Source organism: Spirillospora sp. NPDC052269, from assembly GCF_040679435.1.
GTDB lineage: Bacteria > Actinomycetota > Actinomycetes > Streptosporangiales > Streptosporangiaceae > Spirillospora.
The window spans coordinates 1-13,379 of the sequence record NZ_JBFAUU010000034.1 but is presented as its reverse complement, the minus strand read 5'-3'; the positions used below and the strand labels follow the sequence as shown (position 1 = coordinate 13,379).

General features: G+C 68.8%; 12 protein-coding genes, 2 tRNA genes and 1 CRISPR repeat array. Of the genes, 9 read left to right on the top strand and 5 right to left on the bottom strand.

Features of this window, described 5'->3' with window-relative positions:
* The first annotated feature begins 93 nt into the window (after positions 1-93).
* The 3 genes from AB0L06_RS42120 to AB0L06_RS42110 all read left to right on the top strand — a co-directional run bounded on the left by AB0L06_RS42120 (position 94) and on the right by AB0L06_RS42110 (position 2,960).
* Positions 94-594 carry a hypothetical protein gene (locus tag AB0L06_RS42120; RefSeq protein WP_500237250.1) on the top strand — a complete coding sequence of 167 codons (501 nt, stop codon included), beginning with the start codon at positions 94-96 and terminating at the stop codon, positions 592-594.
* A 118-nt stretch (positions 595-712) separates the two neighbouring features.
* Positions 713-1,396 (top strand): response regulator transcription factor, encoded by a 684-nt coding sequence (locus tag AB0L06_RS42115; RefSeq protein WP_500237248.1) that lies wholly within the window; start codon positions 713-715, stop codon positions 1,394-1,396.
* Between the two features lie 166 nt (positions 1,397-1,562).
* Positions 1,563-2,960: a sensor histidine kinase gene (locus AB0L06_RS42110; RefSeq protein ID WP_500237246.1), complete on the top strand. Its 1,398-nt coding sequence runs from the start codon at positions 1,563-1,565 to the stop codon at positions 2,958-2,960.
* Here AB0L06_RS42110 and AB0L06_RS42105 read toward each other — a convergent pair.
* On the bottom strand, positions 2,945-3,421 hold the full coding sequence (locus AB0L06_RS42105) for a macro domain-containing protein (RefSeq protein WP_500237244.1): 477 nt from the start codon (positions 3,419-3,421) through the stop codon (positions 2,945-2,947). The two genes, AB0L06_RS42110 and AB0L06_RS42105, sit on opposite strands and share 16 nt — an antisense overlap.
* Positions 3,393-4,424, bottom strand: a complete 1,032-nt coding sequence (locus tag AB0L06_RS42100; RefSeq protein ID WP_500237241.1) for a DUF6923 family protein — start codon at positions 4,422-4,424, stop codon at positions 3,393-3,395. Before AB0L06_RS42100 ends, AB0L06_RS42105 begins: the two co-directional genes overlap by 29 nt.
* 219 nt (positions 4,425-4,643) lie before the next feature.
* On the opposite strand from AB0L06_RS42100, the gene AB0L06_RS42095 reads away from it, so the two are divergent.
* Entirely contained in the window at positions 4,644-5,264 is a 621-nt protein-coding gene (locus AB0L06_RS42095) for an SMI1/KNR4 family protein (protein WP_500237239.1), read from the top strand.
* A 269-nt stretch (positions 5,265-5,533) separates the two neighbouring features.
* Here the strand turns inward: AB0L06_RS42095 and AB0L06_RS42090 are convergent, their stop codons facing one another.
* A complete protein-coding gene (locus AB0L06_RS42090; RefSeq protein ID WP_500237237.1) occupies positions 5,534-6,367 on the bottom strand; it encodes a hypothetical protein in 834 nt (277 codons plus the stop codon).
* 248 nt (positions 6,368-6,615) lie between these two features.
* On the opposite strand from AB0L06_RS42090, the gene AB0L06_RS42085 reads away from it, so the two are divergent.
* On the top strand, positions 6,616-7,026 hold the full coding sequence (locus tag AB0L06_RS42085; protein WP_500237234.1) for an Imm10 family immunity protein: 411 nt from the start codon (positions 6,616-6,618) through the stop codon (positions 7,024-7,026).
* A gap of 767 nt (positions 7,027-7,793) precedes the next feature.
* Here AB0L06_RS42085 and AB0L06_RS42080 read toward each other — a convergent pair.
* Positions 7,794-7,866: transfer RNA gene (locus AB0L06_RS42080), tRNA-Arg, on the bottom strand.
* Between the two features lie 254 nt (positions 7,867-8,120).
* Between AB0L06_RS42080 and AB0L06_RS42075 the strand changes: the two genes are divergently transcribed.
* The 4 genes from AB0L06_RS42075 (at position 8,121) to AB0L06_RS42060 (ending at position 12,082) form a co-directional block, all read left to right on the top strand.
* Complete coding sequence (locus AB0L06_RS42075; RefSeq protein ID WP_500237232.1) at positions 8,121-8,549, top strand: hypothetical protein; 429 nt, start codon at positions 8,121-8,123, stop codon at positions 8,547-8,549.
* A 91-nt stretch (positions 8,550-8,640) separates the two neighbouring features.
* Positions 8,641-8,733: transfer RNA gene (locus AB0L06_RS42070), tRNA-Ser, on the top strand.
* A gap of 832 nt (positions 8,734-9,565) precedes the next feature.
* Positions 9,566-9,977: a CRISPR direct-repeat array (repeat unit 37 nt; unit sequence CCTTCACCGGCCTCTGCAGGCCGGTCCGCATTGCGGC).
* Between the two features lie 502 nt (positions 9,978-10,479).
* Positions 10,480-11,355 carry an NBR1-Ig-like domain-containing protein gene (locus AB0L06_RS42065; protein ID WP_500237231.1) on the top strand — a complete coding sequence of 292 codons (876 nt, stop codon included), beginning with the start codon at positions 10,480-10,482 and terminating at the stop codon, positions 11,353-11,355.
* 274 nt (positions 11,356-11,629) lie between these two features.
* A complete protein-coding gene (locus AB0L06_RS42060) occupies positions 11,630-12,082 on the top strand; it encodes a hypothetical protein (RefSeq protein ID WP_500237229.1) in 453 nt (150 codons plus the stop codon).
* Between the two features lie 736 nt (positions 12,083-12,818).
* On the opposite strand, the gene AB0L06_RS42055 is transcribed toward AB0L06_RS42060, so the two are convergent.
* Positions 12,819-13,301: a transposase gene (locus AB0L06_RS42055; RefSeq protein WP_500237332.1), complete on the bottom strand. Its 483-nt coding sequence runs from the start codon at positions 13,299-13,301 to the stop codon at positions 12,819-12,821.
* Positions 13,302-13,379 lie beyond the last annotated feature (78 nt).

The following is a 13,379-nucleotide window of genomic DNA, read 5'->3' as shown; positions in this document are numbered from 1 at the left end:
GGAAGAAAGTCGGGACAACTTTGCGGACACTCTCAGCTTTCTCTCAGGTATCTCAGGGCCGAACTCCCAGGCGCCAACGGTTGAGTGATCGGTATGAGAGCCAACAAGAAGACGATGGCGGCCGGTGTCGCCGCCGCCGGTTTGCTCGGTGTGGGGCTGTACGCCGCCGTTCCCGCCTTCGCGGCGAGCCCGTCGCCGTCCGCGCATCCGTCCGCGTCCGGCAAGGGACACCACGGGATGGGACGCGACGGCCAGTGGCGGCACGGCGGCAAGGGCGGCAAGGGAGGTCACCGCGGCGGCATGCGCGGCGTCCACGGCGAGGCCACCGTCCAGGCCAAGAACAACACGTTCAAGGTCGTCGACTGGCAGCGCGGCCAGGTCACCGGCAAGACCGGCGCCACCCTGACCGTGAAGAGCGCGGACGGCGTGACCTGGACGTGGACGGTCGACGCCAAGACCCGCGTCGTGAAGTCCCGCGCCAAGTCCACCCTGAACGCCGTCGCGAACGGCGACCAGGTCGTCGTGTTCGGCGCCCGCAGCGGTGACACCCGCACCGCGGCCGCCGTCCGCGAGCCGCTCAAGAAGGCCAACTGAACCGGCGCGGCTGCCGGTTCCCGCCCCGCCACCGTCCCCTTCCCCAAGGGGGCGGCGCGCGGTACGGGCGGCCCGCAGTAACGTCGATGAGGATGCTGCGGGTGATGTGCGGAGGCCGATGAACGAGGAGCGGCGGGTGCTCGTCGTCGACGACGAGGCGAACATCCGGGACCTGATCGACACCGCGCTGACCTTCCACGGCTTCGCGGTGGCGACGGCGGACGACGGCGAGGGCGCGCTGCGCGCCGCCCGGGCCGAGCGCCCGGACCTCATCCTCCTCGACGTCCTGCTCCCCGACCTGGACGGATTCGAGGTGTGCCGCCGGCTCCGCGCCGCCGGGGACCAGGTGCCGATCATCTTCCTGACGGCCCGCGACACCCCGTCCGACACGGTCACCGGCCTCACCCTCGGCGGTGACGACTACGTGACCAAGCCGTTCTCGATCGACGCGCTGGTGGCGCGGGTCCGCGCGGTGCTCCGCCGCACGACCCCGCCCGCCGCGCCCGAGGAGGACGACCTGCTCCGCGTCGCCGACCTCGAACTCTCGGAGTCCCGCTGGACGGTCCGCCGCGCGGGCACCGACATCGACCTGTCCCCGACCGAGTTCCGGCTGCTCGCGTGCCTGATGCGCAACGAGGGCCGCGTGCTCACCCGCGCCCAGCTGCTCGAGTCGGTCTGGGGCTGGGACGGCAACCCGCAGGTCGTCGAGACCTACATCAGCTACCTCCGGCGCAAGCTCGACCCGCTCGGCCCCTCACTGATCCACACCCGCCGCGGCGTCGGCTACACCCTCCGCGCGTGATTCCGGTGGACGCCGCCCGCACAACGCGCAGTGGACGCCGCCCGCACAACGCGCACATGATGCGCTCAGAACACCTCCCGAAAGAAACGCGGGTGGCGCGCCTCCCGCACGGGATGCGGGTGGGACGCTGCCCGGACGACGCGCACGAGAACCGAGCGGGTGACGGATGAGCCTGAACGCGCGGCTGCTGACCGGGCTGCTCGCGGTCACCTGCGCGGGCCTGCTGCTGATGGGCCTGGTCAGCGCGTTCGTCCTGCACAACTACCTGATGCACCGGGTGGACGGTCAGCTCACCGCCACCCGTGACCGGGCGGTCGCTCGCCTCAAGCCGGGCCTGCCGGACGACGGCATGGCCCCCGCCCGGTTCGTGGTGATCAGCGTCGCGCCGTCCGGGCGGATGAAGGTGCTCAGCGGCGACGACCCCGACCCCGGCGCGGCCGAGGACGAGCTCCAGCGGCTCGGCCTGGACGTCCTGACCCGGCGCGCCAACGACCGCAAGCCGTTCTCGCTGCCCGGAATGCGGGCGGTCGCCCGGACCCGTGTGCCGCGGACCGAGGTCGCGAGCCTCCCACCCCCCTCATCCCACGGGAACGACGTCGTCGTGGTCGCCGCGCCGCTGGAGGAGATCCGCGCGGCGATGCTCAGCCTGGTCGTCACCGAGCTGGCGACGACCGTCCTGCTCCTGGTGGTGCTGGCCCTCGTCGGCCGCTGGCTGATCCGGCGGGGCCTGCGGCCGCTGCACCAGATGGCGACGACCGCGCAGGTCATCGCGCTCGGCGGCACCCTGGACGAGCGGATGCCCGGCGCCGACCGCCGCACCGAGACCGGCCGCCTCGCCGGAGCGATCAACGTGATGCTCGGCCGGATCGAGCAGGCGTTCACGGCGCGCGCCCGGTCCGAGGCGCGGGTCCGCGAGTTCGCCGCGGACGCCTCGCACGAGCTGCGCACCCCGCTCACCACGATCCAGGGCTACGCCGAGCTGTACCGGCAGGGCGCGCTCGGCCCGGACCGGCTGCCCGACGCGATGCGGCGCATCGAGGAGGAGGCCCGCCGGATGAGCAGCCTGGTCGGTGACCTGCTGGAACTCGCCCGCCTGGACCGCGAGGCGTCGCTGGAGCCCGCCCCCGCGGACCTCTCCGCGCTGGCCCGCGACGCCGTCGCCGACGCGCAGGCCGCTGATCCGGACCGTCCGGTGCGGCTGACCGCGCCGTCCGAACTCGTCGCGACCGTGGACGAGGGACGGATCCGGCAGGTGCTGGCGAACCTGCTGGCCAACGTGCGCGTGCACACCCCGTCCGGCACCGCGGCGATCGTCCGGGTCGCACCGGCGCAGGACGACCAGGTCACGCTGGAGGTCGCGGACGAAGGCCCCGGCATGTCGCCCGAGGACGCCGCCCGCGCCTTCGAACGCTTCCACAGCGGCGGCGCGTCCGGCGCGGGTCTGGGCCTGCCCATCGTCGCCGCGATAGCCGCCGCCCACGGCGGACGCGCCGAACTCTTCTCGGCTCCGGGCGCCGGGACGACCGTCCGCGTGACTCTTCCCGCAGGTCAGTCGGTGTCGTAGACGGTCACGGGCACATCGCGTCCGACGAGATGGCGCTCGATGAGCGGCTCGACCTCGGACCATCGTCCGCCCGCCAGCCCGCACCCGATACGCGGCATATGGACGGACGCCTCCAGCTCGATGGCCCGCGCGCCGACCCGCTCCAAGCACTCACCCAGCGCGTCGTACCGAATCGGGACACCCTTGCTGCCGCGCTTGATGCCCCGCTGCGCGACCATGTTCGCCACATGCACATACGGCTCGACCTGGACGAACCGCACCGCGCCGAGTCCGAAGTCGTTGGCCGCCCGGTGTCTGTGCCATTCGCGGTAGACGCGTTCGGGCTCGTCCCAGCGGCGGGACACCGCGAGCACGAACCCCTTCCCCCACCCGCCGAGGTCGTTGCAGACGTGCGCGATCACCTTCACGCCCTTGGCCTGCGGGGACGTCGCATCACCGCGCACGTATCGGATCTCGCTCACGAACAGGACGATAGGCAACACCACCGACATGCCCAACTGGTTTTTCCGACGCCGCCCGCTTCGAAGCCCGTCCGCGCTTCAGCGCACCGTCGCTCCTCGGCGCACCGTCGCGCTTCGGCTTCTGCGCACCGTCGCGCTTCAACGTCGACGCCACCCGCAGGTCCTCCGCGGGCTCCGGCGCCGGTGCCACCTGCGGGGCGGCCACGTCGTTCGCGAGCCGCGGCACCCCCTTCAGGCACCCGGCCCCGTCGAGCAGCTTCGGCGGACGCGCCGGAAACACCCCGACCCGGCGAACGTCCACCTTCCGGGCACCCGAGCGCAGCCCGGCGACGTCCACACTGGCCGTCCGGCTGCCCGCGACGCGGAACACCCCGTCGCCGTCGAAGAACGCCGCCGTCACGCGCCCGACCCCGAGCCGTCCGAACCGCTTGACGCTCCCGGTACGCGGGTCGATCCGGACGAGGTCGCCATGCGCGTTGTCCACACCCCAGATCTGCCCGTCCTTCGGCCGCACGGCGAAGTCGTCCAGCTTCAGGTCCTCGCTCACCTCGAACGACCGCACGACACGCGCCTTGTCCTTGACGTCCACGACCTGAACCGTGTTGCGTCCGCGCACGTAGAACAGCCCGTCCCGGGAGACGGCGCCAGCGGTGTAGACGTCCTGAGGCAGCGCCTCGGACGCCTTCGTGCTCCCATCCTCCGGATCAATCGTGACGACGTTGGGCGCCCCTCCGTCCACAGGACTGTTCTCAACGCCGTACAGAACCCTGGCCTCCGGGTCATAGCCCAGCGCATCGAGACCGGGCTTGGGAGCGATCGGCTTGACGACCCCGGTCACCATGTCGAGCCGTCCGAGAACCCGCCGCCCGTCCCCCCGAACCCGCCGCGCATGCCGCGCCCGCCGACGTCGCTGCCCATGCTGTGCACCGGCGACCCGCAGCTCAGCCACCACATAGGCGACACCGTTGCAACGCGACGGCCCCTCAGCGGCGGTCGCGTCCACCCCCGCCCCCAGGACGACGAGGAACGCACACCCGCAACCCCACCGAACCAGCCCACGCATGGTGTCTCCCCGCACTACCGCCGAGCGAGGCACACCACCTCCGCCAGGCCCCCATGGAACGCTCTGCGGACGTGTTTCCCGATCATGAAACCGACCGAACCCAAGCCCCGGTCAAGCCGTCCCGGTGGCCATGTCGGACCCTCCTGCCACGATCCCCGCGTGACCGACCACGACGACCTCCTGGAACGAGTCGCGCACCGAGCCGGCTACGATCTCCCGTGCGCCACCCCGGCCCAGATCAAGGAAGCCGAAGCCGCACTGGGCTTCCCTCTGCCCTCACTCCTGGCACGCCTCTACCAGGAGGTCGGGAACGGCGGCTTCGGCCCCGACTACCAGCTCATGCCCCTCATCGGCCCGAAGGCGCCCACCGCCGTCGCCACCTACCAGGCCCAACACGCAACCGGCGACTGGCCCACCGGCGTCCTCCCCATCCTCGACTGGGGCTGCGCCATGTACGCCGCCATCGACTGCACCGCCCCGGAGGCCCCCGTCCTCCTCTACGAGCCCAACGCCGTGACGGACGACCGAACCCTTGCCTGGTTCAAGGACACCGACTCCCTGGCGGCCTGGCTCGACAACTGGCTGACCGGCGAAGCCTGGTACGAGGACGACGACCCGGACCTCCACCTCTGGCGCCAGGCCCCCCACCGCATCCCGTCAGCGCCGCGCACTGACCACCACCAGCGCCACGACCAGCCCGACCACGAGCAACGCACCAAGCCCGAAAACGGCCAGCACCGCCAGACCACCAAGCCCCAACGACACAACAACCTCCCCTAACGTTCACGCGCCCCACTAGGACGCACGCCGACACACTGCCGTTGCCCCGGACGCACACCGCTTCCAACCAGTTCCGTGGGGGTCACCACGTGGGCAAGCAGTCAGGAGGAACAGCCGACGAGGAAGAACCGCGTCCGCAGTGATCGTCGGCGCCATCACGATCAGCGCTGTCACCCCCCACGCGGCCGTCGAACCGCACACTGTCCGGCAGGGGTTGGACGCCCTGGTGCGCGCCGACGGCGCCCCCGCCGCGAAGCACGCCGAGGCCGTCATAGACAACACTGACCCATCCCGGCGTCCCTGAACACAAGGCCGCTCATCGCCCCTGCTGGACGCGCACGGAGCGCGACGCGGCAGACCACCCCGGCCTTCAGTGCGGAGGTGTCGGCGCACCTAAGAGGTGGTCGGGTCCGACAGGGACACCTCCGGGCTCCTGACCAGTGAACTGCTCGGACTGGTCGGACTGGACGGCCCTGACGGGCGGGTGACCTGGACGTAGCTGGGCTTGCCCGGAGGTTCTGATGGATCACCACGCGGGTCGGCGGGCCTTCGGCGACCAGCCACACCGCCAGGGTGCAGATCGTCCCCTGCGCGAGCACCTTGTGCGCGCACTCCTCGGCGGCGACCAGGACCCCCTCGCTCTCAGCCGCGATGTTCCCGATCCGCAGCGCCGCGCCTCCGGTGCTCTTGAGGGTGATCGTCTTCAGGCAGCCCTGGCCACGGCCGGCGCAGGTGAACTCCACGTTGTCCGGCGTCACCTCGAGATCGGGCCGCGCACCGCTCTCAGTGTGCCCCGACCCGCCCGACTTACCGGACAAATGCCCGCTCTGGTTCGCGTCCCCCGGAAGCGGCAGGTTCTTCGGCTTGTCACCGAAGACCCCGAAGGTGATGGAGAATCCGCCGTAGGCGATGGCCAGGCCGATGGCGGCCGCCAGCACGGCCATGCTGAGCCTGAGCATGTGGAACGGCCCGGTGGTGGCGATCAGCGGCGGTATCGCCGCCCCCAGAATGGTCGCCAGCAGCGTCCCCAACGGCGGCGCGCCCGCCCCGCTCGCCAGCAGCGTTGTCAGGACCGAACCGCACACCGCCGTGAGCACGGCCACCAGACGCATACTCTGCCCGCCCGTCGCGGACCCTTGCCGAGTGCCGTTCATTCGCACCGCCCCCAAGCCCGACAACGAGGCCCAACCCGCGACTCGCCTGCTTGGACGGGGGCTTACCACCCTCGATTCGAGATCACCCGACCACTCCCGGCCACCCGCCACGGCGGAAGGCCAGGGGCGGAACCCAACGCTGGCGACCAGCGACAACCCCTTGGTTCAAGCACGCCGGCTGGTCTTACGCTGCTGGCATGGTGTTCACGTTCACCGCTCGCGCTGTCGCGGCGGAAGCCGACGAAGACGACGAGACCTACGTAGCCGGGGTGGCGGAGCAGGAGTACGGCGGCGGCCACGAGCTGACCTTCATGTGCTGCCTGTACGAACCCGACGAGCAGGACATCGCCCTCGGCCTGGACTCCTACTGCCTGGTCACACCCAACCAGGGCACCGCCTACGGCGGCGTCAAGGAGGTGCGGATGAAAGGCCGCGTCCTTCGCGTCGTCGTGGATCCCGGCAAACTGGAGGCACTGGGACTGGACGAACCCGAGATCGAAGTGACGTTGGACGTCGAGGAAGCCCAGATCGAGCAGCTCCGCGAAGGGCTGCGCCGCGTCCTCACCCATGGACGCCCCAGCGAACGCCCTGCCGTACTGGAGCTCTGAGCGCGGCGGCCCACCGCCGGATGGCGGCAGAACGGCATCCGATGCCTGGCCGGGCACACGGGCCCGTGACCGGCGCCCACACCACACGCTCCGGCGGCGGCGGGCCCGTGAGCGCCGCCGCCCCTACGTCAGACGCGACCGAGGGGGTGGCGCCTGACGGGGACGGCTGGCAGCGTTAGATGTCGTCTCGATCGAGTGTGAACGAGATTTCATACAGACCCGGATGGGCTTGGCCGAACGCCTTGTTGCCCTCCAGCAGCCCTTGAGCCCTCAGGTGCTGAATCACCCGCTGGGCGGCGGCGAGGTCCTCGCTCTGGGCGTAGTTGACGACGCGTGTGCCGTCCAGGCACCTCGCTGGCGACCTCGGCCGCGCGGGCCAGATAGTCGATCAATGGTTGCTGACGGCCGGATTCGACGGTGAAGACGTTGATCTGCGTCACCGACGAGCCAACACGGATGACGGGCATTTGCCTCTCCTCCACTCGGGCGAGACGAGAGGCGAAGGACTCGACAGACTTCTCGAAGGACAGCCAGCGTCAAGCCCATCGGCCGCTCGCCGATGGCTTGTCGCGGGTTCGCCACCGCAGCGGCGAACGGAGCCTCGCTTCGAGGGGGCCGGCAACGCCCACGTGATCAATGAGGAGCTCACGGAGGCGGCGGAGAGCTTCGTTCGGCGGATTGAAGCAGGAGCCGAATAGAGGGCGCTGTCAGCAGGCCCAATAGCAAAGAAGGCACTTCCGAGGACCGGAAGTGCCTTCTCACTTATGCGCACCCGAAGGGATTCGAACCCCTAACCTTCTGATCCGTAGTCAGATGCTCTATCCGTTGAGCTACGGGTGCTCGCTTCAGGTTTTCGGCCTGTCGCGTTGTCGCCTGGGGAGTCTACCAGCTCTGGGCCTTGCGGCTGGAGCCGGTGGGTTCCGTCCTTGCGACATGCACCAGTGTAGGGCACCGGAACCGGTGGTCGCGCCCGGGATGTGAGGGGAACCGAACGGGGGCGATATGCGCCAAAGGGGGGACCGAGTCGGAGGTTGGCCGGACGGTGTGGTTTCGTCCGGTACCCCTGCTCCCCCCGAACAAGGAGAATCATTCAGATGCGCATGTCCGCCACCCGGCTGATCGGGACCGTCGCCCTGGGCGGGGCCCTGCTCGCGTCGGCCGCCTGCGGGCCGCTCGACAGCGTCACCGGCGGGAACAAGAAAACCGCGTGCAACAACATCAAGTCGGAGCTGTCCTCGATCAAGAGCAAGATCAGCCAGCCGGACGCCGGCAACCTGCGGTCCAGCTCGGCGGCGAACGCCCAGCTGTACCGGGACACGGCCAGCAAGATCCGGAGTGAGGGCGCCAAGGCCGGCGGGGACGTCCAGTCGTCCTCGGACAAGGTCGCCGGTGACCTGGAGTCGCTGGCCACGGTGCTCGGGAGGATCGGCTCGGGCAGCAGCGGCACCCCGGACATGAGCGGGAGCCGCAACTTCATCCAGGACGCGGCGGACCTCGGCCGGGCCTGCGGCTACACCGGCTGACGTCGAGCACGACCGGAAGAGGCTATCCTCGTATCGGCTTTGCCGGTTGGCCCGCCGACCGGTAACCTGTGCTGAGCCCAAGGGCTCATCTGGAGGATTCGCCTAGTCCGGTCTATGGCGCCGCACTGCTAATGCGGTTTGGGTTTACCGCCCATCCGGGGTTCAAATCCCCGATCCTCCGCCACCTGACCAGGGGCTTCGCCGACAGCAAGATCACCGGCGGAGCCCCTGTCGCGTTCCCGAATATCCGGTTTGATGGGACTGGAGTGCACAGGATGAGCCTCTCCGCCTCCGCCCCCCGTTTCAGACTCCACTTGGGATCATCACGGCCGTCACTCAGCGTGTTCACGTGGCCAACCCTCTCAGGCGTCGCCAGGTTTCGCGGCTCAGGGGGTGCGTGACTGAGTTCACTCAGCCATGCGGAAGTACTCCAGATCTCATGGACCCGTCTGAAGCGCCGACAAGGCAGCGGACCCGCTGATCACCAAGGCTCACCCAAAGAGCCGGCGGATCGACATCAGGTTCACACGAGATATGGATCTTCTGGACCTGATCAGTTCCCCACGCCGCCTGATTGGGAGATCGCGCTCAGCGCCGACCGGCGCAAGCGCGCTGCGCTGTCTCAACCTGCTTCGGAACCTATAGCTCTCATAGAATCCCTGGGAGGTTCCGAAGTCCAAACAACTCCAGAGTGGAACGAAACGGGCAGCCCACAGTGCTTCTCGTGCTCACTGAGCGCGATACTGCCTGGCCATCTACCGTGGCACCGGCCCTCACGGACCAGTCCTCCTTCACCCCCGCAGGTCAGCGCGTCGGACGGGACGGAAGGCCCGAGCCGTGGCACCGGCCCTCACGGACCAGTCCTCCTTCACCCTCGTCACGACCGAAGCCCCGTCCCTGGAGAACCGCTTCGTGGCACCGGCCCTCACGGACCAGTCCTCCTTCACCGTGATTGCGGAGAGTCGCCCCGCGACAGGGGCCGGCTAGCGTGGCACCGGCCCTCACGGACCGGTCCTCCTTCACCGGCCTCTGCAGGCCGGTCCGCATTGCGGCTGGTCGAACGCGCCCACGGTGCCGTTCGGGCGCACAGCCCTTCACCGGCCTCTGCAGGCCGGTCCGCATTGCGGCAGGCTGATGCCGACACCGACCGAGCGGCCGGTCCGGCCCTTCACCGGCCTCTGCAGGCCGGTCCGCATTGCGGCACGGTCACCCATGGATGCGAGTAGCCAGCGCCCCGCTTGCCTTCACCGGCCTCTGCAGGCCGGTCCGCATTGCGGCCATCTCGTCCGCGCGGCGGTGGCGAAGCCGAACGGGGTGCCGCCTTCACCGGCCTCTGCAGACCGGTCCACATTGCGGCTGCTCCTTGGCCTTCTACCGCTCGACAGGGGCCGCCCTCACCGGCCCGTGTGGGCCGGTCCGCATTTCGGCTTTGAAAGGTCGATTGAACCGTGCGAGCAGCGATGCCCACCTTCACGGGCTTCTGCGGACCAGTCCACATTCAGCTACGCACCGTAGGCAACTTCCCTGCTCAGCAAGGCAGGTCAGCGGAGGTTGGTGGGCACATGGTGGGCACGGACTGCGTGTGATCATGGAACGTGGCGGCACACCATCTGGACCTCCGACCTGCGAAAACATCTGGTGGATGGCGTATCACCACAAAGCACGCGTCTGAGGGCTCTGCGTGATGCGGTGGTCAGGGTCCAGAGTCACCGGCGAACGCCTGACGCGCCGGGCGGCGTCGGTGGGAGCGGAGTGGCCCGGAGAGGAGGCCCACGCCGGGATGGTCGTTGGGGCCGTGTCCGGGCGTCGATTCGTCGGCCGCCGCCTGCCGTCCCAGCCGGGTTGATCTCCGGACCGGGCGCCCTGCCGGCGCTCGGTTAGGATGATCGTCCTCGTTGGTGGATGACGGGTTGGTGGGTGGACCTTGAGCATGTCCGGTATGCCATCGTCCGGCGGGAGGCGGGAAGCGCGGGAGCGTTTCGCGGAAAGCCTCCGGCGTTTGCGTGCGGAGGCCGGAAATCCCTCGTTCCGGGAGATGGCCGCATCGAGGACGGTCAGCCATACGACACTGCATGAGGCCGCCCGGGGGACGCGGTTCCCGAGCTGGACGACGACGCAGGCCTTTGTCGAAGCGTGCGGCGGTGACGTCGAAGAATGGCGCAAGCTCTGGACCGCGGCACTCGGATCGGATGCCCCTGCCGTCAAGAATGTCACGGCCCCTGCCCCGGAAACCGTCACCGCATCCGAACCCGCTCCCGACGGGATCGCGGACACCGGACCGATTCCCACTCCCAAAACAAAGGGACGGCGCGGACGAAGCATCGCGCTCGCCGTGGGGTGTGGAACGCTGGGCGCCGCCGCGATCGGCGGGTACGCGATAATGAATTCCGGAGAACACAAGCCCGATTCGAAGCCCACGGATCAGGCGACGACCGCGAACGGTCCGGTTCTCACCGGGGACAAGAGCGCCTTCATCGCCGACCTGACCATCCCGGACGGCGCGAAGGTGAAGGCCGGGCGGAGATTCGTGAAGACCTGGGAAATCGCCAACGTCGGCACCGTCCCGTGGCACGGCCGCTTTCTGGCGCGCGCGGCACTCCCCAAGGACAACGGCACCTGCTCGACGCCCGGGAAGGTCCGGTTGCCCGACACCGAGCCGGGCGGCCACACGAGGGTGAGCGTCCACGTGACCGCGCCGAACACTCCAGGGTCCTGCTGGGTCGGCTGGAAGATGGTGGACGGCCAGGGCGCGCAACTCCTGCCCGCGGCCCGTCCGATCTACTTCGAGGTCAGGGTCGTCGGATAGCGTCCAAGCACGTCAGAAGCGTACGAACACGTTGTAAGCGTACGAACACGTCAGAATTTGTCAGACGGGGTACCTGACATGGGCGGATCCTCGGCAGAGTGATCACTGCCCGCGCTCCGGCGGGCCGTGACCGAGGGACGCTCCGACCGATGAACCCGTCCGCCAAGGGTGCGGTGACCGCACTGCTCGTGGTTCCCGCGATCGCGGGGATTCCGGACGGAGCCTCGGCCAGGACCGGCAAGCGCCGCTGACCCGAACGACAGGAGACGACGAAATGCGTATGCGAGCCCGTGCGGCAGCGGTCCTTGCGGCCCTGGCCGTCAGCGTGACCCCGGCCGTGGCCCTTTCCGCGCCGGCTGCCAATGCAGGCGGATACGGCTGCTCCGGAAATCTGGTCGACACCTATTCGGTGAAGTCCAAGTGGAACACGCTCAGCCACGTGTACCTGTACTACAACGCCAAGACCGGCTACAACTGCGCCGTCAATGTCAAGACGAAGTACTACTCGCAGTTCAAGCACAAGATCAGCATCCACATGTACAACTCGACGTGGGCTGAGGACAACAACCGTCCGGGCGTGAACACCGACTACGACGGCGGCAAGTTCCTGAAGTGGGCCGGTCCGGTGAAGGTCAAGGGCAAGGGCCTCTGCGTCTCGATCGTGGCCGACACCTACTACTACGACGAGCACGGCCACGCCTACCTGCCGCACAAGCACTGCCGCTGACCTCCTCCTCGCTCCCCCGAACAGGGGCTCCGCCGAGAGCAAGACCCTCGGCGGAGCCCCTGTTCGCGTTCCCGGATCGACTGGTCAACCTCAGCGATTTGGATTCCTCAGGACGTTGACTACGCAGCGTGAGACCTTCTCACCACCGGCAAGCAAGCGGGCAGAGGCTGGTGGGCACATGGTGGGCACGGACTGCATGCGATCACGGAACCTGGCGGCACACCCTCTGGACTTCTGACCTGCAAAGACAGGAATCGGACGGATGGCGTATCACCACAAAGCACGCGCCTGAGGGCTCCGCTAATGCGGTTTGGGTTTACCGCCCATCCGGGGTTCAAATCCCCGATCCTCCGTCTCTGAACAGGGGCTCCGTCCAAGATCGAGATCTTGGACGGAGCCCCTGTCGCGTTCCAGATGACCGCTTTGTTGCCTCTGGATGGCACGTGGAGAGCACGAGATCTCGTGGCGACGTCACCGGTCCCAAGTCAGAGCTCCCAAAGTGGATCACGGCATCAACTACCCTGCGTGTTCGGCTCGCCCCATACGCCGGTCCGCCAGGGAGACCACGTTAGGCGGGACAGGGGAGGCCGTCTCCTCGGCTGCCGCGTCGTCCGCCTACATGCGTGGAACGACGGCGACGGCCTCGGCAGCGGCTCTCTACACCTCCGGCATACCGAGGTGTAGGTGTCGGCGGTGAACGAATGACGCGAGTGCCTGAGCGTCTCGTTGATCACCTTCATGTCGACCTTGCCGAGCAGCACCGGCGTGGCCGCTCCGTGCCGCAGATCATGGAAGCGGATCGGCGGCAATGGGACGCCTCGTAGCATCCCCTGTACGGCCCTTTCGCTGACGCGGTGCCGACGCGCGATCCGGGCCGACGCCATCGCCGGCCGGGCCGATCCCGACGATCCGGCTGCGCGGCACCCGCAACCACAAACCCCATCCCGCGGTCGGTCAGGGCATGGCGGAACTTGTAGTCCTGGCCGTAGACCTCATCGGCGGTCACCCACAGCGCGGGCACTCCGGCGTCCAGGGCACGTGCCGGCATCCGCAACGCCTGAGCACTCCTGGTGGCGAAGGCCACCGGTTCGGGGATCGCCTGCGGCAGCAGCCCCGGCCAGCCACGAACTGGGAGATATAGCTCTCGGTCGACCAACACAATCCCAGACAAGGTCGCATACGCCAAGAACACACCGACCTGGCAGTGAGTCTTTTTCAGTGGTGTCTGGGGGGCTGCTGGTCACAGCATGATCGCGGGCGGCGCGGCGGGCCGGGAACGCAACAAAGCCCCTGGTAG

Excerpts from the sequence above, each read along its gene's own strand:
- AB0L06_RS42060 (WP_500237229.1), top strand. The coding sequence starts at position 11,630 with ATGCGTATGCGAGCCCGTGCGGCAGCGGTCCTTGCGGCCCTGGCCGTC.
- AB0L06_RS42110 (WP_500237246.1), top strand. The coding sequence starts at position 1,563 with ATGAGCCTGAACGCGCGGCTGCTGACCGGGCTGCTCGCGGTCACCTGC.
- AB0L06_RS42115 (WP_500237248.1), top strand. The coding sequence starts at position 713 with ATGAACGAGGAGCGGCGGGTGCTCGTCGTCGACGACGAGGCGAACATC.
- AB0L06_RS42065 (WP_500237231.1), top strand. The coding sequence starts at position 10,480 with ATGTCCGGTATGCCATCGTCCGGCGGGAGGCGGGAAGCGCGGGAGCGT.
- AB0L06_RS42085 (WP_500237234.1), top strand. The coding sequence starts at position 6,616 with ATGGTGTTCACGTTCACCGCTCGCGCTGTCGCGGCGGAAGCCGACGAA.
- AB0L06_RS42075 (WP_500237232.1), top strand. The coding sequence starts at position 8,121 with ATGCGCATGTCCGCCACCCGGCTGATCGGGACCGTCGCCCTGGGCGGG.
- AB0L06_RS42120 (WP_500237250.1), top strand. The coding sequence starts at position 94 with ATGAGAGCCAACAAGAAGACGATGGCGGCCGGTGTCGCCGCCGCCGGT.